At 66.4% G+C, this 21758-nt stretch carries 20 protein-coding genes and 1 tRNA gene; 7 read left to right on the top strand and 14 right to left on the bottom strand.

Annotated elements, in window-relative coordinates; all coding sequences use genetic code 11:
• Positions 1-5: 5 nt before the first annotated feature.
• Positions 6-848, bottom strand: a complete 843-nt coding sequence (locus QW863_RS12690; protein ID WP_315713995.1) for a DUF2927 domain-containing protein — start codon at positions 846-848, stop codon at positions 6-8.
• A 21-nt stretch (positions 849-869) separates the two neighbouring features.
• The gene (locus QW863_RS12685; RefSeq protein ID WP_315713996.1) at positions 870-1442 is read right to left on the bottom strand and encodes a L,D-transpeptidase; all 573 of its coding nucleotides are present in this window, start codon (positions 1440-1442) and stop codon (positions 870-872) included.
• A 278-nt stretch (positions 1443-1720) separates the two neighbouring features.
• On the opposite strand from QW863_RS12685, the gene QW863_RS12680 reads away from it, so the two are divergent.
• Both QW863_RS12680 and QW863_RS12675 read left to right on the top strand, forming a co-directional pair.
• On the top strand, positions 1721-3268 hold the full coding sequence (locus QW863_RS12680; RefSeq protein WP_315713997.1) for an acetolactate synthase large subunit: 1548 nt from the start codon (positions 1721-1723) through the stop codon (positions 3266-3268).
• A 130-nt stretch (positions 3269-3398) separates the two neighbouring features.
• Positions 3399-3914, top strand: a complete 516-nt coding sequence (locus QW863_RS12675; protein ID WP_315713998.1) for a hypothetical protein — start codon at positions 3399-3401, stop codon at positions 3912-3914.
• Between the two features lie 119 nt (positions 3915-4033).
• On the opposite strand, the gene QW863_RS12670 is transcribed toward QW863_RS12675, so the two are convergent.
• From QW863_RS12670 to QW863_RS12620, 11 genes are all read right to left on the bottom strand, one after another.
• Complete coding sequence (locus QW863_RS12670; protein WP_315713999.1) at positions 4034-4588, bottom strand: hypothetical protein; 555 nt, start codon at positions 4586-4588, stop codon at positions 4034-4036.
• Positions 4589-4864: 276 nt separating this feature from the next.
• Positions 4865-5935 (bottom strand): nickel/cobalt efflux transporter, encoded by a 1071-nt coding sequence (locus tag QW863_RS12665; RefSeq protein ID WP_315714000.1) that lies wholly within the window; start codon positions 5933-5935, stop codon positions 4865-4867.
• A gap of 7 nt (positions 5936-5942) precedes the next feature.
• Entirely contained in the window at positions 5943-6221 is a 279-nt protein-coding gene (locus QW863_RS12660) for a metal/formaldehyde-sensitive transcriptional repressor (protein WP_315714001.1), read from the bottom strand.
• Positions 6222-6438: 217 nt separating this feature from the next.
• Positions 6439-7155, bottom strand: coding sequence for a Spy/CpxP family protein refolding chaperone (locus QW863_RS12655; protein ID WP_315714002.1), 717 nt, complete (start codon positions 7153-7155; stop codon positions 6439-6441).
• 153 nt (positions 7156-7308) lie between these two features.
• Positions 7309-10479 (bottom strand): efflux RND transporter permease subunit, encoded by a 3171-nt coding sequence (locus tag QW863_RS12650; protein WP_315714003.1) that lies wholly within the window; start codon positions 10477-10479, stop codon positions 7309-7311.
• Entirely contained in the window at positions 10476-11900 is a 1425-nt protein-coding gene (locus tag QW863_RS12645; RefSeq protein WP_315714004.1) for an efflux RND transporter periplasmic adaptor subunit, read from the bottom strand. The genes QW863_RS12650 and QW863_RS12645 overlap by 4 nt, the downstream gene beginning before the upstream one ends.
• A 76-nt stretch (positions 11901-11976) precedes the next feature.
• Positions 11977-12369: a FixH family protein gene (locus tag QW863_RS12640; RefSeq protein WP_315714005.1), complete on the bottom strand. Its 393-nt coding sequence runs from the start codon at positions 12367-12369 to the stop codon at positions 11977-11979.
• A gap of 95 nt (positions 12370-12464) precedes the next feature.
• Complete coding sequence (locus QW863_RS12635; RefSeq protein WP_315714375.1) at positions 12465-12830, bottom strand: hypothetical protein; 366 nt, start codon at positions 12828-12830, stop codon at positions 12465-12467.
• 171 nt (positions 12831-13001) lie between these two features.
• Positions 13002-13076, bottom strand: a tRNA-Val gene (locus tag QW863_RS12630).
• 238 nt (positions 13077-13314) lie between these two features.
• Entirely contained in the window at positions 13315-14601 is a 1287-nt protein-coding gene (locus tag QW863_RS12625) for a hypothetical protein (protein WP_315714006.1), read from the bottom strand.
• A gap of 144 nt (positions 14602-14745) precedes the next feature.
• On the bottom strand, positions 14746-15372 hold the full coding sequence (locus QW863_RS12620; protein WP_315714007.1) for a DUF1134 domain-containing protein: 627 nt from the start codon (positions 15370-15372) through the stop codon (positions 14746-14748).
• A 119-nt stretch (positions 15373-15491) separates the two neighbouring features.
• On the opposite strand from QW863_RS12620, the gene QW863_RS12615 reads away from it, so the two are divergent.
• Positions 15492-15998 carry a YHS domain-containing (seleno)protein gene (locus QW863_RS12615; protein ID WP_315714008.1) on the top strand — a complete coding sequence of 169 codons (507 nt, stop codon included), beginning with the start codon at positions 15492-15494 and terminating at the stop codon, positions 15996-15998.
• A gap of 15 nt (positions 15999-16013) precedes the next feature.
• On the opposite strand, the gene cysQ is transcribed toward QW863_RS12615, so the two are convergent.
• Positions 16014-16847 (bottom strand): 3'(2'),5'-bisphosphate nucleotidase CysQ, encoded by an 834-nt coding sequence (gene cysQ / locus QW863_RS12610; protein ID WP_315714009.1) that lies wholly within the window; start codon positions 16845-16847, stop codon positions 16014-16016.
• A gap of 232 nt (positions 16848-17079) precedes the next feature.
• Here cysQ and chpT point away from each other — a divergent pair, with 232 nt between their 5' ends.
• The 4 genes from chpT (at position 17080) to QW863_RS12590 (ending at position 21685) form a co-directional block, all read left to right on the top strand.
• A complete protein-coding gene (gene chpT, locus QW863_RS12605; protein WP_315714010.1) occupies positions 17080-17742 on the top strand; it encodes a histidine phosphotransferase ChpT in 663 nt (220 codons plus the stop codon).
• 243 nt (positions 17743-17985) lie between these two features.
• Positions 17986-20754: a hybrid sensor histidine kinase/response regulator gene (locus tag QW863_RS12600; protein WP_315714011.1), complete on the top strand. Its 2769-nt coding sequence runs from the start codon at positions 17986-17988 to the stop codon at positions 20752-20754.
• 26 nt (positions 20755-20780) lie between these two features.
• A complete protein-coding gene (locus tag QW863_RS12595) occupies positions 20781-21251 on the top strand; it encodes a chemotaxis protein CheW (RefSeq protein ID WP_315714012.1) in 471 nt (156 codons plus the stop codon).
• Between the two features lie 68 nt (positions 21252-21319).
• Positions 21320-21685 carry a PleD family two-component system response regulator gene (locus tag QW863_RS12590; protein ID WP_006613312.1) on the top strand — a complete coding sequence of 122 codons (366 nt, stop codon included), beginning with the start codon at positions 21320-21322 and terminating at the stop codon, positions 21683-21685.
• Positions 21686-21758: the final 73 nt, after the last annotated feature.

The following is a 21758-nucleotide window of genomic DNA, read 5'->3' as shown; positions in this document are numbered from 1 at the left end:
ACCGCTCACTCCGCCAGATTGTTGGTCTTCCTGACCCAGGCCCGCACATCGACCAGCACGTCCGGCAGCACCGCCTTGACGTCGGCGAGCGTCATGCCGGCCTTGACGCGCGGGTCGTACAGCAGGTTGAGGATGTACTGGTCGTAGACGTCGAAATAGCCCATCGAAACGTTGTCGTTGAACATCGTCCAGGGCACGCTCGAGGTGTCGTTGATCGGCCCGAGCGACTGCAGCAGCTCCTCATAGGCGCAATCGAGGAAGACGAAATCGCCGTTGTCGACGGTCAGGATGACGTCGGAGCGCTCGATCTCGAACGCCTCGTTCTTGCGGAAGCCGGACAGGCATTGCGGATCCAGCGAGGTCTTGATCTCGCGCGCGCGCTCGCTGCCATAGGCTTGGCTGATGGTGTGGTAGAGGTCGCGGTCGCGCACCAGCTTGACGCGGACATTGGCGTCGCCGTCGGTCTCGGTCATCGCAATGTCGAGGTTGCGGATGCGGGCGGCGATATCTTTGACGACCTTGGCGAGCTGCGCCTTGCGGTCGGCGCGGCGGCCGTCGGCAAACACCCGCACCGGCGCGCTGTACTTCCGGATGCGGTCAACCCGGCCCGCCAGGTGATACTCGGCGCCGAAGGCGGTCTTGAAGAAGCCGTCGGTGATCTCGGCGTCGGTGAAGCTCTTCTTCTCGATGCGCTGGCGGGCGGCGATCGCCGGAATTTCGGCGGCCGACGTCGGCAGCGGGACCACCACGGTTACGAGCGCAGCCAGCGCGGCTGCCACCGCGCTCCGCAGGGGACGCCCGGAGCACCGGTGCTGCCGGCGAGGATGCGCGCTGTGACATTGCCTCATCGTCGTGGTCGCGTGCGGCTCTCAGTTCTTGACGATCACGGTGGCGCCGACCGAGACGCGGTCGTAGAGGTCGGCGACGTCGTCATTGGTCATGCGGAAGCAGCCCGACGATACCGCCTGGCCGATCGTCTCGGGCTCGTTCGAGCCGTGGATGCGGTACAGCGTGGAGCCGAGATACATCGCGCGGGCGCCGAGCGGGTTCTCGATGCCGCCGGCCATGTGGCGCGGCAGGTCGGGCCGGCGCCGCAGCATCTGCGACGGCGGGGTCCAGGCCGGCCATTCCTTCTTCGCGGTGATGCGGTGCACGCCGCTCCAGCGGAACCCGTCACGGCCGACACCGATGCCGTAGCGCAACGCCTGGCCGCCGGGCAGGACCAGATAGAGCCGGCGCTCGCTGGTGTTCACGATGATGGTGCCGGGCGCATACTGGCTCTGGAACATCACGGTCTGGCGCGGAATCGGGCTCACGCCGCTCTGGTAGAAGTTCGGCCCGCCGCCGAAGAGGTCCCTGGTGTCGAACATTTCCGCCCGCGCCATCCCGGCGCTTGCCACCGACGCGACCGCAGCAATTCCCAAAGCCAAACAGCGCTTCATTTCCATCCCCTGGCAAACATCAAATTCCGTTCGCAGACAGGCCATAAACGGTTGCACTTCGCAACCCACGGCGGCGTGAGGCCGGTATGTGGCGACGGTCCGTGACCCAAATCCCACGGAAAATCGCGCGCGTCCTGGACCAACATCCTGTTAGCCAAGCCCGCGCATGAGCACCGCGGCGATGGCAGCAATGCGGCCAGCCCCTTTGACGCCGCGGGCGAACAATGATTGATCTGCCCAGCATTGCAAATGGCGCGCGGAATCAGCAGGAGAATAGGATGAACGGTGCGGAAAGCCTGGTGCGGACCCTGGTCGCGGGCGGCGTTGACGTCTGCTTTACCAATCCGGGCACCTCCGAGATGCACTTCGTCGCCGCGCTCGACCGTGTCGAGGGCATGCGCTGCGTGCTCGGCCTGTTCGAAGGCGTGGTGACCGGCGCCGCCGACGGCTATTTCCGCATGAAGGGCACGCCGGCCTCGACGCTTCTCCATCTCGGCCCCGGCCTCGCCAACGGCCTTGCCAATTTGCACAACGCCAAGAAGGCCCGCTCGGGCATCGTCAACATCGTCGGCCAGCACGCCACCTACCACATCGGCTTCAACGCGCCGCTGACCTCGGACATCGAGGGCCTGGCGCGGCCGATGTCGGACTGGGTGCGGACCTCGCCGAGCGCCAAGGCCGTGGCCGCCGACGGCGCCGCCGCGATCGCCGCCGCCAAGAGCGCGCCGCCGCAGATCGCCACCCTGATCCTGCCCGCCGACACCGCCTGGAACGAGGCCGACGGCATTGCCCAGGTTCCGGGAGAGGCGCAGCGCCCGAGCTATTCGGCTGACGCGGTGGAGAAGGCGGCCAAGATCCTGCATGCCCACGGCCCCGAGACCCTGGTGCTGATGACGGCGGGCGCGCTGACCGAGCAGGCGCTGACCTTCGCCCAGCAGATTGCCGGCAAGACCGGCTGCCGCGTGATGGGCCAGACCTATCACCCGCGCATGGCGCGCGGCGCCGGCCGCTTCTCGATCGACCGCATTCCTTACGTGATCGAGCAGGCGCTGCCGATCCTGAAGAACTACAAGCACATCGTGCTGGTCGAGGCCAACGACCCCGTCGCCTTCTTCGCCTATCCGAACAAGCCGAGCATGCTCAAGGCCGAGGGCACCGAGGTACACCGCATGACCGCCTGGGGCGAGAACTCGGCTGCGGCGCTCGAGGCGCTGGCCGGCCATCTCGGCGCCAAGCCGGCCGACGTGAAGCCGCAGCCGCTCGCCGAGCTGATCAAGCCGCTAGGGGCGCTCAACCACACCACCATCGCCCAGGCGATCGCCTATGCGATCCCCGAGAACGCGATCGTCGTCGACGAATCCATCACCACGGGCCGCGGCTTCTTCCCGCCGACGGCGGCCGCCAAGCCGCATGACTGGCTGCAGAACATGGGCGGCTCGATCGGCTTCTCGACCCCGGTCGCGACCGGCGCCGCGGTGGCCTGCCCGGACCGCAAGGTCATGTGCCTCGTGGGCGACGGCAGCGCGATGTACACGATCCAGTCGCTGTGGACCCAGGCGCGCGAGAACCTCAACGTCGTCACGGTGGTGTTCGCCAACAGGATCTACCAGATCCTGCGCGGCGAGTTCGACGGCGTCGGCGCCGGCGAGCCCGGCCAGCGCGCCCAGGACATGCTCAAGATCGACCGTCCGACGCTCGACTTCGTCGCCATGGCCAAGGGCATGGGCGTCCCCGGCCGCGCCGTCGCCACGGCCGAGGAGTTCAACGCCGCGCTGGCCGAGGCGAACGCCGAATACGGTCCGCGCCTGATCGAAGTGCAGATGTAAATCCGCAACGCTGGCGGCCGCAAAACGGCCGCCGGCCGAGGGAAGGCGCATCGCCTCATTTATGGGGTTGGCGACTCACGCCGATCGCGTGTTGATGGTGAGGTGTCCTTCTCTCCTGTATCTGAGCGGCATGCACAGTGAATTGAACCGGCTGATCTCTGCGCTGCAGGAGTTCTATGCGCGCGAGCGCTTCATCCTCGACCGTGATCTCGGCGAGCGCGCCTTGACGCATCGGCTGGCGGTGCATCTCGAACGCAACTTCCTGGGGTGGGACGTCGATTGCGATTACAACCGGCTCGGCGACCGCGCCATGCTGCTGCCGCGTGGCACCATCGTCTCGACCGACGACGAGCTGGGAAAATCGGTCTACCCGGACATCGTCGTGCACAAGCGTGCCGTGCCCGACAATCTGCTGGCGATCGAGGTCCGCAAGGCCGGCAACCACCAGCCGCTGGCGCATGACCGCCACAAGCTGATGGCGCTGACCGATCCGCATCTGTGGTTCGCCTATTGGATCGGCGTGCTGGTGATTCTCGACCGCCGCAGCGTGATCACGCCGGAGGTCTATGTCGGCGCCCGGATCGATCCGGTCTTGTCGGCCTGGTTCGCGGGGCGATTGCAGCAGATGGGACTCGCCGCCGGCTGAGACATCTCGCAGAAGAGGTGCGCGATCGCCGGTCGACGCGAATGAACAAGGGCCGCCCCTGAGAGGAGCGGCCCGATCTCGTCGCGCATGTGGAGCCTGCGGACAGGCGCTCCCACGCCTTACTTCGACATGGCGTCGCCGGACGACTTCTTCGCCGACTTCTTCTTCGTCTTGCTCATCTTCATGTCGTCGCCCCCGCCCATGGCGTCGCCGCTCTTCGCCGACTGGCCGGTGGTCGTCATCGGCTTCTCGGTGGACTGGGCAAGAGCGGCCGACGAGACGAACGCGAGGGCGGCGGTAGCGATGATCAGTTTACGCATGCGGAAAACCTCCGTGGGTTGGAAACGCGCCGGACCATAGGCGAATTCGACCAGCGGCGTTCTGACGCAGGAATCAGGAAAACGTGAGAGTTCCGCCCCGCAAAAGCCGACTTGCACCGGCGGCACGGGCAGCGGCGAGGGCATTCTGTGACGATTGTGCCGGACGCAGGGAGCCCATGCGCGGGTGAGCGAGGCCAATTTGGCCCAGTGCATCGACGCAGCAGCCTCCAACTGCGGCTGCGAGCTTCGGGCTCTCATCGCGATGCGGTGGGCTCGCGGCGTCATGGGAATGAATGTCATGCCAATCGGCCTCAGCGCGGTGCCGAGATCCTGGCGGAGGTCGCTCGAGCCCACGACCAGGACCTCGGCATTCCCGCCAAGCTCGGGCGCTGCCTGGAAGCTGCGCGCGACATCGATGATCTCGCATCGACGCCGCTACGGAGAGCCAGGAGCGCCGCTGTCAGATCTACGCGCCGGATCTCTGCGCGGGCGGCGGGACTGTCGGAGCGCGAGGCGATCGATCGGCGGCGGTTCGATCTGCCGATGAGAGGCTAGTCCGGCCGACATTCAGGGACAAATTCGCCCATGAATCCTCTGTGGCGCCGCATCGGCTTAGGTCGCGCTTTCGCCTCAAGTCATCAGTTGGTGCAGTCCCAGCCAACCCGTATAGGTCCCGACCAGTACGATCAGAGCAGCCGAGAGATAGGGCGCCTGGTGCGCGAGGCGGCTGAAGCCGGACCAGTGGCGCTCGACATGCCGAAGGCTGAGTGCGGCCAGAACACCGACGGACACCATGGTGATGGCCAGGCCGATGCCGAAGCAGAGCACCAGGATGAAGCCCAGGCTGAACTGCTTCAGTTGAAGGCACAACAGCAGGACCGTGATGGCGGCGGGGCAAGGGATCAGACCGCCGCTCAGTCCGAAGAGGACGATCTGTGCGGTCGTGACCGTACGGCCGGCGAAGCGCCGTCGAATGTCGTCGGCGTGGGCGCGCGCATGGGCATCGTCCTCGTCGCCGAGGTCCATGTGATCGTGGGTGTGCTCCTCGAACAGAATCTCGACGGAGGCGCCAGCAAGCGTGATGCGTGCCTTGAACGCGTGCGGCTCCGGGATCTCCTCGATGCTCTCCAAGGCGTCGCCGCTGGCCCGGAAACTGAACTGCTGCTCGTGGCCGTCTCCACGAACGGTCGTGACGTGGAGCGTATCGGCGGGTGGGAGTGCGCCGGTCTCATTCCGGATCCGCCAACGCGGCGGCACGCCATCTTCGAAGATCTCCACCGACAGCGCGTGGCCGGCAAGCGCGACCGATCGCAGCGCGTCGTGATGGTGATGATGGTCATGGTCATGGTGTCCACTCTGGTCCCGCCAGGTGCGCCAGACCATCCAGGCCGCGATGCCGATGATGACGACGGCCGAGATCAGTTGCAGAAGGGCTTCGCTGCGCTCGCCCGAAAGCTCCTGACCGAAGTGAAGACCGGCGAGTGCGATCACCCATACGATCGCGGTGTGGGAGATGGTCGCCGAGAGGCCGAGCAGCACGGCCTGCAGGACGGTGCCGCGGATTGCGACGATGAAGGCGGCCATCATGGTCTTGGAATGACCGGGCTCCAGGCCATGCAGCGCACCCAGGGCAATCGCGCTGGGCACGAACAGCCACGCATGCGCGCTGCCTTGCTGGAGCAGTTGAGACAGATCGGTCATGCCAGTCTCACTTCAGATAGGTCCGGACCACTTCGATCAGGTCGGCGGCGCCCTTGGCCTTGTCGGGATCGCTTTCGTGGGCGGGGTCCACGACATGGTGCCGGATGTGATCTTCCAGCAGCTCGGTGGTCAGGCCTCCGATTGCGCCCCTGACCGACGCGACGAGCATGAGCACGTCGGCGCAGCCCAACTCCGCTTCGAGCGCGCGCTCCACCGCATCGATCTGGCCCTTGATGCGCCGGACCCGTGCGAGGAGCTTGGACTTGTGTTTGATGGTGTGCGACATCGGAATAATATAGGGGGGTACCCTATATAGGTCAACTTCCCATGTCGACCGCAGACGTCGAATGCGACGCTCGCGGCGTATCCGCTTGCCGATCGGCCCCCGGCAGCCCCGTCGTACCGGTCATTGCACGAAACCGACGAGCGCCGCGGATCCCCCGTTCGGATTGACGACTGCCAGGCGGAGGCGGAGTCGACGGCTTCATGGAGCAGGTCCTCTCCTAATGGCCCCGCTGCATCCGCATGGAGCTCATTCGGCCGCCCCGCATCCCCATCGGCGGCATGCCGAGATTGGGCGCGAGCAGTTCGTCGGCCACCTTTCGCTGCTCGTCGGAAAAGGTTGCGACGAGGTCGCTCAGGGCGGTCTTGATCGCTCGCGTGGCGTCGAGGCGAGCCGATAGCGATTTTTCCTGTGCGGTCAGCTGGTCGAGCACCGTCTCCGAGCCGGCCTGCGACATCATCGCAGTCCGCAGATCGCCGAGCGTCTTCGCACGCGCGCGAAACGCGTCGGCGAAGCCGTTCCATGCCGGCATCTGGGCGTCCGTGATCTTGAGCTCCGCCCGCAGGAATGCGATTCGTCCCTCCACATGATCGAGCACCTCCATGCAGCCCGTACAATCGTCGGACGGCCGCGTCATGCCGGACATCATCGGCATCATGTTGGACATCGGCATGCCGTCCATCATCTTCATCATGCCGCCGCCCATCATGGTCTGTGACGAACTCGCCCCGCTGGTCGATTTGCCGGCATCAGTTGCTGGCGCTTCCTTCTGATCAGGATGATGGGCCGAATGGTCACTAGAGGATTGAGCAAAGGCGGGATGCGCCAAAGCAGAAAACGCCAACAGAAAAGCCAGGGGCAATTTTTGCATGACCAAGTCCTCCTTCAGGGGGCGATCAACAATGGCCAGACGTGGGCCATTCAGGTTGATCCACATCAACGGTCGGCGGGCTCAGGGGTGACGATCGTTCGTTGTCAGCGCCGGTACGGCTAGTCGCTGACCGTGATCGGGCGCCTTCGCCGCGCCGCCGCGACCACCGGAGCTCCTGTCGCGAAATTTCTCATCGTCTCTCCTCTCGCTGTCGGTGGATCAAGCTGCCCTTTGCACGTCCTGCGACCCGCTCGAAGCGCTTGCCGCCGTCCCGGTTCTGGTCGACAGGCTGCGTCCCTTGACCAGACCGAAGATGGCCGGAATCACGATCAGGGTGAGCAGGGTCGACGAAATCATGCCGCCGATCATCGGCACGGCGATGCGCTGCATGATCTCTGACCCTGTGCCCGTACTCCACATGATCGGCAGCAGGCCCGCCATGATCGCGACAACGGTCATCATCTTCGGGCGCACGCGCTCGACCGCGCCTTCCATGATCGCGTCCTGGAGATCCTGCCGATTCACCGGACAGCCTTCGACGCTGCGCCTCGCCTTCACCGCGGCCAGCGCGTGATCGAGATAGATCAGCATCACGACGCCGGTCTCTGCGGCGACGCCGGCAAGCGCAATGAAGCCGACGGCGACGGCGACCGACAGATTGAAGCCGAGCCACCACATCATCCAGATGCCGCCCACCAGCGCGAACGGCAGCGACAGCATCACGATCAGGGTTTCGGTCATGGCCCTGAAGTTCAGATACAGCAGCAGGAAGATGATGGTGAGCGTCACCGGAATGACGATCTTGAGCCGGGCAGTCGCGCGTTGCAGATACTCATACTGCCCGCTCCAGAGTACATAGGTGCCGGCCGGAAACTGGATGCTCTCGGTGACGGCGCGCTGTGCGTCCGCGACGTAGCTGCCGATGTCGCGGTCGCGGATGTCGACATAGATGTAGGTCGCGAGCTGGCCGTTCTCGGTGCGGATCGAGGTGGGGCCCCTGGCCGGCTCGACCTTCGCGACCTCGCCGAGCGGCACGGCGCCGCCTGAGGGCATCGGCACCAGGACATCGCTGGCGATGGCCTTCGGATTGTCGCGGAGATCGCGCGGATAGCGCATGTTCACGCTGAAGCGCTGCCGGCCCTCCACCGTCGTGGTGACCGTCTGGCCGCCGAGCGCGGCCGCGATCGTATCCTGGACGTCCTGGACCAGGAGTCCGTAGCGGGCGAGGGCCTCGCGGTCGGGGGTGATCTCGAGGTAATAGCCGCCGATGCCGCGCTCGGCATAGGCCGAGGAGGTTCCGGGGACGGTCTTGATCACCCGCTCGATCTGCTTGGCCAGACGATCGATCTCGGTCAGGTCCGTGCCTATTACCTTGACGCCGATCGGCGTGCGGATGCCGGTCGAGAGCATGTCGATGCGCGCCTTGATCGGCATCGTCCAGGCGTTGGAGACGCCGGGGAATTGCAGCGCCTTGTCCATCTCGGCAACGAGGCTGTCGATCGTGACGCCGGGACGCCACTGCTCCCTGGGCTTGAGGTTGACGACCGTCTCGAACATCTCGGTCGGCGCGGGGTCGGTGGCGGTCGCCGCCCGCCCGGCCTTGCCGTAGACAGAGGCGACCTCGGGGAACGACTTGATGATCCGATCCTGCATCTGCATCAGCTCGGCGGCCTTGGTGACGGAGATGCCGGGCAGGGTGGTCGGCATGTAGAGCAGCGTGCCCTCGTTCAGGCTCGGCATGAATTCGGTGCCGAGCTGGCGTGCCGGCCAGACGGTGATGGCGAGCACGGCGGCCGCGGCGAGGATCACGAGCGTCTTGGCCCGCAGCACACCCTTGATGACCGGCCGGTAGATCCAGATCAGCAAGCGGTTGATCGGATTGCGATGCTCGGGAACGATCCTGCCGCGCACGAAGATCACCATCAGCGCCGGCACCAGCGTCACCGAGAGTAGCGCCGCTGCCGCCATCGAGAACGTCTTGGTGAAGGCGAGCGGGCTGAACAGCCGGCCTTCCTGCGATTCCAACGTGAAGATCGGCATGAACGACACGGTGATGATCAGCAGGCTGAAGAACAGGGCGGGACCGACCTCCGCGGCCGCGTCGATCAGGATCTGGACGCGTGATGCGTCGGGCTCGGCACGCTCCAGATGCTTGTGGGCGTTCTCGATCATGACGATCGCGGCATCCACCATGGCGCCGATCGCAATCGCGATGCCCCCCAGGCTCATGATGTTCGAGCCGAGTCCGAGCAGCTTCATCGCGCCGAACGCCATCAGCACGCCGACCGGCAACATCAGGATGGCGACCAGGGCGCTGCGGACGTGCAGCAGGAACACGATGCAGACGAAGGCGACGACGATGCTCTCCTCGAGCAGCGTGTGCTTCAGCGTGTCGATGGCGGCATAGATCAGGTTCGAGCGGTCGTAGACCGGAACGATCTCGACCGATTTGGGCAGGCTGCTCGCGATCTCATGCAGGCGCTTCTTGACGTTCTCGATCACGTCGAGCGCGTTGACGCCGAAGCGCTGTAGTACGATGCCGCTGGCGACCTCGCCCTCGCCATTGAGCTCGGCGATGCCGCGCCGTTCGTCGGGGCCAAGCTCGACATTGGCGACGTCGCGCAGCAGCACGGGCGTGCCGCCTGAGCTCTTGAGCACGATGTTGCCGAGATCGTTGATGCTCTTCAGATAGCCCTTGCCGCGGATGACGTATTCGAACTCGGACAGCTCGACCGTCCGGCCGCCGACATCGGCATTGCTGGCGCGGATCGCGTCGCGGATCTTCTGCAGGCTGATGCCGCGGTCGCGCATGCGCTGCGGATCGAGCACGACGTTGTACTGCTTGACGAAGCCGCCGATGCTCGCGACCTCGGCGACACCCTCGGCCTTGGCGAGCGCGAACTTCAGGTTCCAGTCCTGGATCGTGCGGGTGTCGGCGAGATTCAGCTCCTTCGACATGACGGCGTATTGATAGACCCAGCCGACGCCGGTCGCGTCCGGCCCGATCGTCGGCGTGACCCCCGCCGGAAGCCGCGAGGCGGCGCTGTTCAGGAACTCCATCACGCGCGAGCGCGCCCAGTAGATGTCGGTGCCGTCTTCGAAGATGACGTAGACGAACGACACGCCGAAGAACGAGAAGCCGCGCACGACCTTCGACTTCGGCACCGTGAGCATCGCGGTCGTCAGGGGATAGGTGACCTGGTCTTCGATGACCTCAGGCGCCTGACCGGGATACTCGGTGTAGACGATCACCTGGGTGTCCGACAGATCGGGAATTGCGTCGAGCGGCAGGTGAATGAGTGCGTAGAGCCCGGCTGCTGCGGCGAAGCCGGTCCCGAACAGGACCAGCAGCAGGTTGCGCGCCGACCAGGCAATGATGCGGGCGATCATTTGTGGTCTCCCATGCCGGCGTGGTCGCTGCCGGCGGATTGCGCTTCGTCGGAGTCCGCGAAGCTCTTCAGCGCGGCCTTCAGGTTGCTTTCGGCGTCGATCAGGAAGTTGGCCGAGGTGACGACCGCCTCGCCATCCGACAGGCCATCGCGCACCTCGACATAGCCGGCGCCGCGCCGGCCGAGCGTCACGGCGCGCGGCTCGTAGCGGCCGCCGCCCTTGTCGATGAGGACCGCCTGGCGCCTGCCGGTGTCGAGCACGGCATCAGCGGGCACGGCCAAGAGCGGCGCCGGGTCCGCGGTGTCGATCTCGGCATCGACATACATGTCGGGGAGCAGCGCGAGGTCCGGATTGGCGAGCTCGATCCGTAGGCGCGCCGTCCGCGTGTCCTTGTTCACCTGGGGATAGACGACTGCGATCGTGCCGGCGAAGGTTCGGCCCGCGAAGCTGCGCGCATGGATCGTCACGGGCTGTCCGACGGCGATGCTGCCGAGGTCGCGTTCGGCGACATCGACCAAGGCCCAGACCGTCGAGATGTCGGCGATCCGGAACAGCACGTCGCCCGGATTGGCGCGCATGCCTTCGGTCGCATTGCGCTCCAGCACGACGCCATCGCGCGGCGCTGACCATTGAACCGTGATCGGTGCGACGCGCGACCTCTCCATCGCCATGATCACCGGCTCCGGGACGTCCAGATTGGTCAAGCGCTGGCGCGCGCCGCGGCCGTAGGCTGCGTTGCCGCCGACGATGTTGGAATTGATGGTGGAGAGATACTCGGCTGCGGCCGCGGCCATCGCCGAGCTGTAGATCTCCATCAGCGGCTGGCCCGCCTTCACGCGCGTGCCCGTGGTCACGTCGGCGACCTTCTGCACGAAGCTTTCGGCCCGCATCGCGATCACGGAGACTCGGCGCTCGTCGAGCTGGATCGTTCCCGGTGCCTTGACGGCGATGCGGAGCGTGCGCCGCTCGACCGGCGTGGATCTCACGCCCGTCCGCTGGATCTTGCCGGGCGACAGCTTCACCACGCCATCCTCGGCATCGTCGCCCTCGTAGACGGGAACGTAGTCCATTCCCATCGGGTCCTTCTTCGGAGAAGGCGACGTGTCAGGTAGGCCCATGGGATTGCGGTAGTAGAGAATCCGGCGCGAGGAGTCCGCCTGCTGCTTCGGCTTGGCGGGGGCGGGCGCGGCTTGATCGTCGTCGTAGACCGGCAGGTAGTCCCGCCCGCGCTCGTCCTTCCTGGGGCCTGCCGACCAGGCAGGGGCGCCGCTGGGATCGCGATAATACAGCGGCATCCGCTCCGCCGCCGTGGCGGCAAGATGGGGGCGGAGCGACGGCGGCGATGTCTGGATCGACCAGAGACCACCCAAACCAAGGCCGGCGCCGAGCGTAACGGCCGCGAGCAGACGCAATGTGTTCATGACATCACCGTGAGGCGCGCGACGCGCGCGATCCGTTGGGAAGGGCGGGGCGCTCGTCGGGGAGCGCCCCGCAGGCTCACTTCGTCGCCTTGACGACGACCTTGCCGGTGACCGTCTCCGGCTCGCCCTGCACCTTCGCGGAGAGTGTGACCTGGTAGCGCCCGGCCATCGGCAGGTCGGTCTTGAAGGCGTAGACGCCGGGCTCCTTGGACGGCAGCGGCGCCACCTCCGACACCATGTCGGCCATCCCATCCGGCGCCATGTCGACGCGTGTCTTGAAAATGACCGCGTCAGTTACGGCCTTGCCGGTCTGCTTATGGGTGAGACGAACGGCGACCGTGACGTCGTCGCCCTTCTTCATCTCGGCCGTGACGGGCTCGAAGCTGTAGTCGGCGGCGCCGGCGATGGCGGCCGGTGCGGCAAGCGAAAGGGTGGCGGCGAGGGCCGCGGTGCTGATTCTGGAAAGCATGGTCCTGTCCTCATGAATGGATCTCGGCCGTGGCGCCCGCGGCGCGCACGTCAGTCATCGGCGCGCAGACATTGTGCGCGTCGGCTCGTGCGAGATCAGACTCGAGGAGGTCGGAACGGAGGACTGCCGCTGTGAAGAGAAGCGACCTGATCGGCGGGAATGGCGATCCTGGTCGCGCTCACGGCGAGGGGCGCGAAGGCAACGGTCCTGACATCGCCGAGCGCAACCGTCCCTCCCGCGCAGCAGAAACCCATGCTGCATTTGGTGTTGTGCGACGGGGAGCCGGTGCCCTTCATGTCGTCGGGGCAGCATTCGTCCATCGACATGCCGGCCCCGTCGTCCATCTGCATGCTCGTCTGCATCTCGTCCGACGACGCCATCACAGCCGCCGATGCGCCGATCGGCAGCATCGCCACGGACAGGGCAATCGCGAACGCCAGGATGGTACGGACGAGCCGCATCGAGATGGAGTTACCTTTCCGGTCGCAGAGCAAGACAGCTAACATAAGCCAGGCGCCGACGCAGTCGTTGATCCCGCTCAATCCTGCGTGACCATCGCGTCGCCGGAGGCATGACGACGGGCCAGACCAGCACAAGCGATCGCATGAAAGGAAAAGGATGGCGACGGCAAATGGTGGGCGCACAAGGGATCGAACCTTGGACCTCTCCCGTGTGAAGGGAACGCTCTCCCGCTGAGCTATGCGCCCGGTTGCCGGTGGCGGTCGTGGCTGTGAGCCAGCGAGCCGCCGAAGCAGTCCGTCGGAGCCCGCGATTTACGAAGCGCGGGCAGGGGGTGTCAAGGATTTGCGGCGGAGATGGCGAGGAAAACTGCCGGGGTGCGGTGGCCCGTCCTCGATCGGGGCCGAAACCGGCCCTCTCGCGGGCCAGCCTCCATACTGAAGCGAGGGGCAGATATCCGCCGCACTCGGCTCCGATCCGGCGGCCTCAGGCCCCGAGCTGCCGTGCTCGCGAGGCATGAGACTGCAGCGCGCGGATGCGGTCGGCCAGGGTACCGCCCTGGGGCGCACCGCCGGCCGCAGCAGCCGGCGCCGCGGCGACGCCATTGGCGTTGGCAGGCTTGGCGGGGGCCGGCTCGGCGGCCAGCATGGCCTCGATCGTCGAGTTCGGGCCCTCGATCTGCATCGCGAGCTTGGCGACCTCGGCGGCGATGTCGTTGATACGTTCGCGCAACAGCGCGTTCTCCATCCGCTCCTGGGCCCAGGTGCTCTCGGCCTGCTGCTGGATGGCGTTCATCTCGCGCTGCAGCTTGGTGCGCTCGTCGCGGGCGGCCTGCAGCTGCTGTTCGAGGGCGGCCTTCTCGGATTTGAGCCGCTCGAACGCGGCCGACTTGCCGCTGCCCATGCCGGCCAGCTCCTCGCGCAGCTCCTTCAAGGCGCGGTCGGCGGCCACGTTGGCCTCGCGCAGCTGGTTGTTCTCGAAATCACGTTCGGCAAGCAGCTTGCCCTGGGTCGACAGCCGGCCCTCGAGGTCGGCGACGCGGCTCGCCAGCATCTCGGCTTCCTTGACCTGGACGATCAGCTGGCGGTCGAGCTCGGTGACGCGCTGGCTGAGATTCTCGACCCGCGCGCGGGCGTCGTTGAGCGCCTTGGTCGCGGTGTCGGATTCGTCGCGCTCCAGCGCGAGCCGCGTCTGGGTCGCGGAGAATTCCTTCTCGGCGTCGGCCACGCGGCTGCGCAGCTCCTCGACCTGGGTCCTGACCGACACCAGCTCGACCTGCCGGCTGTCGGCCAGCAGAGCCTTGTCGTTGAGCTCGGCAGTCAGGCGCACCTGCTCGGCCTGCTTCTCCTTCAGCGCCTGCTCGGCGGCGCGCAGCGCCTCCGTCTTGGCGGCGAATTCTTCCTCGGTGGCGCGCAGCTGATCCTTCAGCGCCTTCTCGCGCGCCTCCAGCGCAAAGATCGCGGCGTTCTTCTCGCCGAGCTCGATCTTCATGCGGTTGATGGCGTCGGTCTTCTTGCCGAGGTCGGCGAGCTGGCCGGTGGCCTTGTTCTTGAGCGCGTCGACGCTCATCTCCAGCCGCCGCGCCGACATCGCGAACTCCGCGCGCAGCTGGTCCTTGTCGGCCTGGATCTCGGCCATCGACAGCGGCGTCGCCGCCTCGAGCCGGCGCGTCGTCAGCCGCACCGCACGATTGTGCACCAGCGGCACGATCATCAGCGCACAGAGCATGGCGATCAGAAAACCGATCGCAAAATACATGATCGGCTCGACCATGACGCACAACTCCCGGTCAGAAATGATTAACGGAATCACAATGCACGGCGGGCTGATTCAACGCCAGCCCAATGCCGTGTTAACCTTGATCCGTCACGGGAGAACGTGTCCTCGCGGCATCAATTGGCGGTATCGGCGGCGGCCTCAGAACGGGTTCCAGGTCGCGCTCGGCGTGAACTTGAGGTAGCCGACATTGGCGCCGAGCCGCAGGCCGATGCCGGACCTGATCGGGACCAGCACGATGTTGTTGGCGGTGAGCGCCGTCATGCCGAAGCCGCCGACGATATAGGCCGAGCCGTCGATGCCGACGAAGCGCTGGTAGATCGCGCTGGTGGCCGGCAGATTGTAGACCAGCGTCATGGTGCGGGCGCCGTCGCCGCCCCAGTCGAAGCCGAGCGAGGGGCCCTGCCAATAGACGCGGAGGTCGCCGGCGTTCTTGGTGTAGAGCGTGCCTTCGCCGTAACGGAGACCGGCGACGAAGGCACCGGCGCCTTCCTCACCCAGGATGTAGCCATTCGGCAGGCCCCATTGGCTGACGGCGCGCTCGATCACCGAGGCGAGGCCGCGCGAAACGTTGCCGAAGAAGCGGTGGCCGGCATTGACGAGCTCGTCCGGGTTGAAGCTGTCCGGGCTCGGCGCAGGGCGCGGCGGGGGTGCGGGCTGCTGATACGGCGGCGCGGCAGGCGGGGGCGCCTGCTGCGCGGCGACCGACGCGGTCATGGCCAGCACGGCCGCGAACGTCGTGGCGGCAAGGCGGGATGCGAAACTCATCGATGGAAATCCCCTGCTATCGGCTGCCCGAGCCTCGCCTTAACCTGACGCCAACCACATCGGGCGATTGTCGGGCGAGGGGCGATGCCCCTGCGACTCTCATGTTATCGGCACCAACTATGACCGCACAACGGCAACAACCGCCCCAGACCGGGTCAAAGTCGCTGTTTCGCCTTGTAATTGCCGCTATCGCGCTCGCTGGGCTGCCGCCGGTCGGCGCGCCGGCGGCCACGACGCAGCGCATCATCTCCGACCGCTTCAGCGGGCTGGCGATCGACGGCTTCGACCCTGTTTCCTATTTCGTGGATGGCAGGGCCATGCCGGGGCTGCCGGATTTCGAGGCGTCCCAGGGTGGAGTGGTCTGGCGGTTTCGCAACGAGGGCAATCGCGCCTCGTTCCTGGCCCATCCGGAGGTCTACGGCCCGCAATTCGGCGGCTACGACCCGACCGATGTGGCTCGCGGCGTAACGGTGGCCGGCAACCCGCGCTTCTTCGTCGTGGTCGAGGAACGGCTGTTCCTGTTCAACCGAGAAGAGAGCCGCGACGCTTTCGCGGCCGACCCGAGCCGCTATCTGCCGGGTGCGGAGGCCCGTTGGCCGGCGCTCGAGGGCGACCTGCCGCAATAGCGCGGCAGCGCTGTCTCAAACCTTCACCGCAGCCGGGTCGCCCCAGGCGATGAAGGACGGCACGATGAAGCCGTCGGGGCGCTCGCCATAGCGCAACGGCGCGCCGGTCTCGCTGGTGACGGTGCCGCCGGCGGCTGCGACCACGGCATGGCCTGCCGCCACGTCCCATTCCGAGGTCGGGCCGAGCCGCGGATAGATGTCGGCCAGACCTTCGGCGAGCCGCCCGAACTTCACGGCCGAGCCGAGCGGCAGGCGCACCGCGCCCGGACGCGCCGCAATGAAGGCTTCGGTGCGGGCATCGCCATGCGACCGGCTGACCGCGGCGACCCATGCCGCGCCTTGCGGCGGCATCGGCCGGGTGCGGATCGGCTCGGCGGCCGCCAGACCCGCCTCCGTGAACGACAGCCGCTCGGCGCCACGGCCGACCAGGCCGCGCCAGATCTGGCCGATGGCCGGCGCGCAGACGATGCCGAGCAGCGGGCTGCCGTCGGTAACCAGCGCCAGATTGACCGTGAACTCGCCGCGCCCGGCGACGAACTCCTTGGTGCCGTCGAGCGGATCGATCAGGAAGAAGCTGCCCTCGAACGGTCCTGCGCTCGTTCCGACCCGCTCCTCCGACAGCGCGGGGATCGCGGGCGCCAGCCGCGCCAGCCCCTCGGCAATCACCCGGTCGGCGGCAAGATCGGCCTCGGTGACCGGCGAGCCGTCGGATTTGTCGGTGACGGCCATGGCGCGCCGGTTGACGGCGAGGATCGCGTAGGCCGCCTCGACGACGAGCTCCGTCAGGGGCGTCATCAGCGCCGCGGCGGCCTCGACCCCGACGGTTCCTGCAGTCGGTGCCGTCGTCATTGCGCGGTGCTCCTTCCGGCCGTTCCGTACGCAGCTGGCATCATCGTATCCCTGTTCTGGCGCCCGGCGCATCCGGGTACGGCCGTTCGCACGTTCATTGCGGCTGCCGGGAAAACCGCTACGTACTTTCCCGTGTGCCGCTCTCAGTTCGGTGGCGGTCCATGCTTTCGCAGTGTATCAAGCGTTAACGCAAGCATGATTCGCCCAGGTTCGCGGATTTCAGGAACATCGAATGTCCGGCACGTCCTCTCCCGAGATCGCCAATCCGATTCCCGCTCCCGATACGCTCGAACTTGCCGCTCTGCTCTGCTCGAAGGTCTGCCACGACCTGATTAGTCCGGTCGGGGCCATCGTCAATGGGCTCGAGGTGCTCGACGACAATCCGAAGCCGGAGGATCGCGACTTCGCGCTGGAGCTGATCCGCAAGAGCGCCAAGACGGCGTCGGCCCGGCTGCAATTCTGCCGCCTCGCCTTTGGTGCGGCCGGCTCTGCGGGCGCGCAGATCGATCTCGGCGACGCCCAGACCATGGCGCGCGGCCACATCGAGGACGCCAAGACCTCGATCACCTGGAATCTGCCGCGGCTGCTGTTGCCCAAGAACCGGGTCAAGCTGCTGCTCAACATGATGGTGGTGGCGCAGCAGACGATCCCGCGCGGCGGCATGCTGACCGTCGACCCGATCGGCGATGGCGAGACCATGAGCTTCCGCGTCGCCGCCACCGGGCTCAATGCCCGGCTGCCGCAGAACATCGTCAATCTGCTCGGTGGCGACTTGCAATCGACCATCGATGCCCACGCGGTGCAGCCCTACTACACCCGTCTGCTCGCCGATGCCTGCGGCCTCAAGGTGACGCTCACCGCCGACGGCAATGCGATGGTCGTGCAGGCGGTCTGATCGGGCGGACGTCCTGCCGCGTCAGTCCCTGCGACCTCGTGTCGTGGGACAGACGCAACAATCCATTCACCATGGTTAATCAAGCCTTGCCGATGTGTCCGAACTTGTCCGGATGCATCTTATCTCTTTGTTGAGTCCGTTCATTTGCGCTTACTCAACTAATATTAAACGCTTTGCACCGAAACTGGCCACGGTTTGAAGGGCGCGTCATGTCGCGTTCCGTTGCGTGCGAAGGCCAGTTTCATGGATGACCTGTTGCGTGAGTTCCTGACGGAGACCAGCGAGAGCCTGGATACCGTCGACAATCAATTGGTGCGGTTCGAGCAGGAGCCGAACAACGCCAAGATCCTCGATAACATCTTCCGGCTGGTGCACACGATCAAGGGGACCTGCGGTTTCCTCGGCCTGCCGCGGCTCGAGGCGCTGGCGCACGCCGCCGAAACATTGATGGGCAAATTCCGCGACGGCATGCCGGTGACCGGCGAGGCCGTGACGCTGATCCTGACCACGATCGACCGCATCAAGGACATCCTGGGACAGCTCGAGGCCAACGAGGCCGAGCCCGAGGGCGAGGACCGCGACCTCATCAGCGAGCTCGAGGCGATGGTCGAGCGCGGCATGGCGGCGATGGCCGCCGGCGAGGCGGCCCCGCCGCTGGTGCCGGCCGCGCCGCCCGCCCCCGCGGTGACGCACGGCTCGCTGATCGACCAGACGCTGGAGCGTCCGCTGCGTCCGGGCGAAGTGTCGCTCGACGAGCTCGAGCGGGCCTTCCGCGAGACCGCGATCGAGTTGCCGCCCGCGCATGAGAAGGCGCCTGAGCCCAAGGCCGCTGCCCCGGCGCCGGTCGCCAAGGCCGGGCCTGCCAAGGCGGAAGCAGAGGCCAAGGCCGAGCCGAAGAAGGCGGCGCGGCCGAAGGTCAATGCCGACGGCGAGGTGCACGAGAACGACAAGGTCGCCAACCAGTCGATCCGCGTCAACGTCGACACGCTCGAACATCTGATGACGATGGTCTCGGAGCTGGTGCTGACGCGCAACCAGCTCTTGGAGATCGCCCGCCGCAACGAGGACACCGAGTTCAAGGTGCCGCTGCAGCGGCTGTCCAACGTCACCGCCGAGCTGCAGGAGGGCGTCATGAAGACGCGCATGCAGCCGATCGGCAATGCCTGGCAGAAGCTGCCGCGCATCGTCCGCGACCTCGCCACCGAACTCGGCAAGCAGATCGAGCTTGAGATGCACGGCGCCGACACCGAGCTCGACCGCCAGGTGCTCGACCTGATCAAGGACCCGCTCACCCACATGGTGCGCAACTCCGCCGATCACGGCCTGGAGACGATGGCCGAGCGCGCCGCGGCCGGCAAGGCCGAGCAGGGCACCATCCGGCTGTCCGCCTATCACGAAGGCGGCCATATCATCATCTGCATCGCCGACAACGGCCGCGGCCTCAACACCGAGCGCATCAAGGCCAAGGCCTTGGCGAACGGCCTCGTCACCGAGGCCGAGCTCGAGAAGATGACGGAAGCGCAGATCCACAAGTTCATCTTCGAGCCGGGCTTCTCGACCGCGGCCGCCGTCACCTCGGTCTCGGGCCGCGGCGTCGGCATGGACGTGGTGCGCACCAACATCGATCAGATCGGCGGCACCATCGACATCAAGTCGGTGCTCGGCGAGGGCACCTCGGTCACCATCAAGATCCCGCTGACGCTCGCGATCGTCTCGGCGCTGATCGTCGAAGCCGGCGGCGACCGCTTCGCGATCCCGCAATTGTCGGTCGTCGAGCTGGTGCGTGCGCGCGCCAACTCCGAGCACCGCATCGAGCGCATCAAGGACACCGCGGTCTTGCGCTTGCGCAACAAGCTGCTGCCGCTGATGCATCTGAAGAAGCTCCTGAAGATCGACGACGGCTCGTCGACCGATCCGGAGAACGGCTTCATCGTGGTGACGCAGGTCGGCAACCAGACCTTCGGCATCGTGGTCGACTGCGTGTTCCACACCGAGGAAATCGTGGTCAAGCCGATGTCGACCAAGCTGCGTCACATCGACATGTTCTCGGGCAACACCATCCTGGGCGACGGCGCCGTGATCATGATCATCGATCCGAACGGCATTGCGAAAGCGCTCGGCGCCGCCGGCTCGGCCTCGCAGGCGGTGTCCGACGAGCACGCCGCGCATCACGCCATCGGCGGCGAGCAGCTCACCTCGCTCTTGGTGTTCCGCGCCGGCACGGCGCAGCCCAAGGCGGTGCCGCTGGCGCTGGTCACGCGGCTGGAGGAGATCGCGGCCGACAAGATCGAGATCTCCAACGGCCGCTACATGGTGCAGTACCGCGACCAGCTGATGCCCCTGGTGCAGATGGAAGGCGTGTCGGTGCAGACGTCGGGCTCGCAGCCGATCCTGGTGTTCGCCGACGAGACCCGCGCGATGGGCCTCGTGGTCGACGAGATCATCGACATCGTCGAGGAGCGGCTCAACATCCAGGTCTCCGGCGCCAAGGACGGCATCCTCGGCTCGGCGGTGATCAAGGGCCAGGCGACCGAGGTGATCGACGTCGGCCACTTCCTGCCGATGGCCTTCGCCGACTGGTTCATCCGCAAGGAGATGCACACGGACGCGCAGACGCAGTCGGTGCTGCTGGTCGACGACTCGCCGTTCTTCCGCAACATGCTGGCGCCGGTGTTGAAGTCGGCCGGCTACAAGGTGCGCACGGCGGCCTCGGCGATCGAGGGCCTGGCCACGCTGCGCTCCGGGCACAGCTTCGACATCGTCGTCACCGACATCGAGATGCCGGAGATGAACGGCTTCGAGTTCACCGAGGCGATCCGCGCCGACCAGAACCTGAGCCAGATGCCGGTCATCGCGGTGTCGTCGCTGGTGTCGCCGGCGGCGATCGAGCGCGGCCGCCAGGCGGGTCTCTACGACTACATCGCCAAGTTCGACCGGCCCGGCCTGATCGCGGCGCTGAAGGAACAGATCGAGGAACGGGCCCGCGCCGAAGCCAACCGGCGGGCCGCGTGACAGCAAGCGGACAGGAGTAGCGTGCGATGAGCAGCAAGATCGAAACCACCGAGGGCGCCGCCGTCGAATACGTCACTGCGATGATCGGCGGCCAGCTGTTCGGCCTGCCGATCTCCCGGGTACAGGACGTGTTCATGCCGGAGCGGGTGACGCGGGTGCCGCTGTCATCGGCGGAGATCGCCGGCGTCCTGAACCTGCGCGGCCGCATCGTGACCGTCGTCGACATGCGGGCGCGGCTCGGCCTTGCCCGCGCCGAGGACGGCAAGCCGCCGATGGCGGTCGGCGTCGATCTGCGCGGCGAGTCCTACGGTCTCCTGATCGACCAGATCGGCGAGGTGCTGCGGCTGCCCGAGGAGGGCCGGGAGGAGAACCCCGTCAATCTCGATCCGCGCATGGCGAAGCTTGCCGGCGGCGTGCACCGCCTCGACGGCCAGCTGATGGTCATTCTCGACGTCGATCGCGTGCTCGAGCTCGCCGCCGACAAGATGGCGGCCTGAACACTGCAACGTGCGGGCAGCGGCGCATCATGCGTCGTTGCATTGGATCCTGATCTCGTGAGGCTGATATGAGAACGTGTCTGGTAGTTGACGATTCCAGCGTCATTCGAAAGGTGGCGCGACGCATTCTGGAAGGTCTGGATTTCCAGATCGTGGAAGCGGAGGACGGCGAGCAGGCGCTGGAGATCTGCAAGCGGGGCCTCCCGGATGCGGTGCTGCTCGACTGGAACATGCCCGTCATGGACGGCTACGAGTTCCTCGGCAATCTCCGGCGCATGCCCGGCGGCGACGCGCCGAAGGTGGTGTTCTGCACGACCGAGAACGATGTCGCGCACATCGCGCGCGCGCTGCACGCCGGCGCCAACGAGTACATCATGAAGCCCTTCGACAAGGACATCGTGACGGCGAAGTTTCAGGAAGTCGGGCTGATCTGATCTCTGTCGCGTGCGTCGGTCCCGTGGTCGTCCGGGCTTGCCGTCACCCCGTGCCTCTGTCCTGTTGGTGAAC

This window comes from Bradyrhizobium sp. SZCCHNR1017 (assembly GCF_032381375.1).
Classification (GTDB): domain Bacteria; phylum Pseudomonadota; class Alphaproteobacteria; order Rhizobiales; family Xanthobacteraceae; genus Bradyrhizobium.
The sequence above is the reverse complement of the archived record's forward strand: the minus strand, read 5'-3'. Positions and strand labels throughout refer to the sequence as shown.